1 protein-coding gene is annotated in these 2,130 nt (G+C 72.0%); it reads right to left on the minus strand.

Features of this window, described 5'->3' with window-relative positions; genetic code table 11:
- On the minus strand, window positions 1–2,130 hold a 2,130-nt coding region (locus D7V77_RS41710; RefSeq protein WP_120581695.1), incomplete at both ends, for an aminotransferase class III-fold pyridoxal phosphate-dependent enzyme.

A 2,130-nucleotide genomic window follows, 5' to 3' on the forward strand; every position in this document is an offset into this window, starting at 1 on the left:
CGGGGGGCTGGTTGGAATCGAAGGCGGCGGGGGCCTGCGTCTGGGCGCGGGCCGTGCCGGGCAGGAAGCCCGCGTCCTGCAGCTCCGTGACGCTGTCCTGGAACGCGGTGATGAGGCGCTGCAGGTCCGCGTCCGAGTGCGCCGTGGTGAAGAAGCACGGGAAGCCATCCCAGATGTGGATGCCCTTGTCGCGCAGCAGGCAGAACAGCAGGTCCGCGTTCGCGGCGTCCGCCGTGACGAACGTCTTCCACAGCGACCCGAAGTGCTTGATGCGCAGCGGAGCGCCCACCTCGTCGAAGAACGCGTTGAGCGTGGTGGCGAGCGTGTCCGCCTTGGCGCTCACGCTGCGCTGCAGCTCCGGGCCCGCGGCCTTCATGTGCTCCAGCGCGGCCTTCGCGGCGGCGAGCGCCAGCGGGTGACGCACGAACGTGCCCGCGAAGTACGTCACGCCCACCGTGGGCACGGAGTCGTCGCCGAACTGCCAGTGGCCGCCGTCCAGCGCGTCCATGAAGGGGCGCTTGCCCGCGATGACGCCAATGGGCATGCCTCCGCCCACGACCTTGCCGTAGGTGGCCACGTCCGCCTGCACGCCGAAGATGGACTGGGCGCCGCCCGGGTGCATGCGGAAGCCGGTGATGACCTCGTCGAAGATGTAGACGGAGCCGGACTTCTGGGTGAGGTCGCGCAGCTGGTGCAGGAACTCGCGCGGCTGGAAGTCCGGGCGGCGGCTCTGCACGGGCTCCACCATGATGGCGGCCAGCGAGTCCGCGCGGGCGCGCAGGATCTCGAGCGACTCCGGCGTGCCGTAGTCCAGCACCAGCACGTCCTGCACCGCGCCCGCCATGATGCCCGGGGCGGCCGGCACGGTGCGCAGGCTCTTGGTGCCGCGCACCAGCACCTCGTCGAAGATGCCGTGGTAGCTGCCGCTGAAGATGGCGATGGTGCTGCGGCCCGTGACGGTGCGGGCGATGCGCATCGCGCCCATCACCGCCTCGGAGCCGGTGTTACAGAGCGCCGCGCGGTCCGCGCCCGTGAATTCACAGACGAGCTTCGCGACCTCGCCGGCCAGCGGGTGCATGGGCCCCAGCTCGTAGCCGTCGTCCACCTGCTTGTGCACGGCCTGGGTGATGAAGTCCGGCGCGTGTCCGAACAGCACGGACCCGAAGCCGTTGAGCGCGTCCAGGTACTCGTTACCGTCCATGTCCCAGAGCTTGGAGCCCTTGGAGCGGTTCACGGCCAGCGGGTAGATGAGCTCCTTGAGCAGCGGGCGGAAGCCCGTCACCACGCGCGGATCCGACAGCTGGTTCCGGTTGTCCTGGGCGTAGCGCTTGGAGCCCTGCGTCTTCGCGTTGTAGCGGCGGGTGAAGTCCTCCAGGAACGTCTGCTGGCGGGGCGTGAGCGCGTCCTTCGGCGCCAGGCTGATGCGCGCGATGGCGCCGAAGGCCTTCTTCACGTCGTACTTCACCGGGCCCTTGAGGTCGGCCTCATCCGCCGCGGCGGCCGGAGCGGGAGCGGCGGGCTGGGCGGCCTGCGGCTGCGCGGCGGGGGCCTGCTGGGCCTGCGGCTGCGCGGCGGGAGCCTGGGCGAAGGCCTGCGGGGCCACGGCCTGCGCGGGCTGGCCGGACAGGAGCGCGAGCTGCTGGGTCATCAGCCAGAGCTGCTGCGCGACGACCGCCTGAAGGCTCCCGGCGGGCGCGGCCATCGCCTGGGCCTGGAACGCGGCACCGGCGGAGGCGAACTGCGCGGGGATGGCAGCGACAGCCGGAGCCCCCTGCGCCGGGAACGCGGTGCCCGCGGACGGAGCGGCCTGCGGCTGTCCGAGGATGTTCGCGGTCATCTGCGCGGCCGGCGCGGCGGCCACCGGGGCGGGCGCGGCCTCGGGCGGCATGCGGCCGTCGAGGTACGCGGCGAGCTGTCCCAGCGACGCGACCTCTTCCAACAGCTGCCGGAACGTCACCTTCACGCCGAACTGCTTCTGCACCGCGAGCGCCGCCTGCGTGAGCACCAGCGAGTCCAGCCCCAGCTCCAGGAAGCTCGCGCCCGGATCCGCGTCGGCCAGCTCCAGGCCGCTCAGCTCCTCGAACAGGTTGCGCAGGGTGGGGACAAGGCGCTCGGCACGGGGAACAGGGG

Source organism: Corallococcus sp. CA041A (assembly GCF_003612075.1).
GTDB lineage: Bacteria > Myxococcota > Myxococcia > Myxococcales > Myxococcaceae > Corallococcus > Corallococcus exiguus.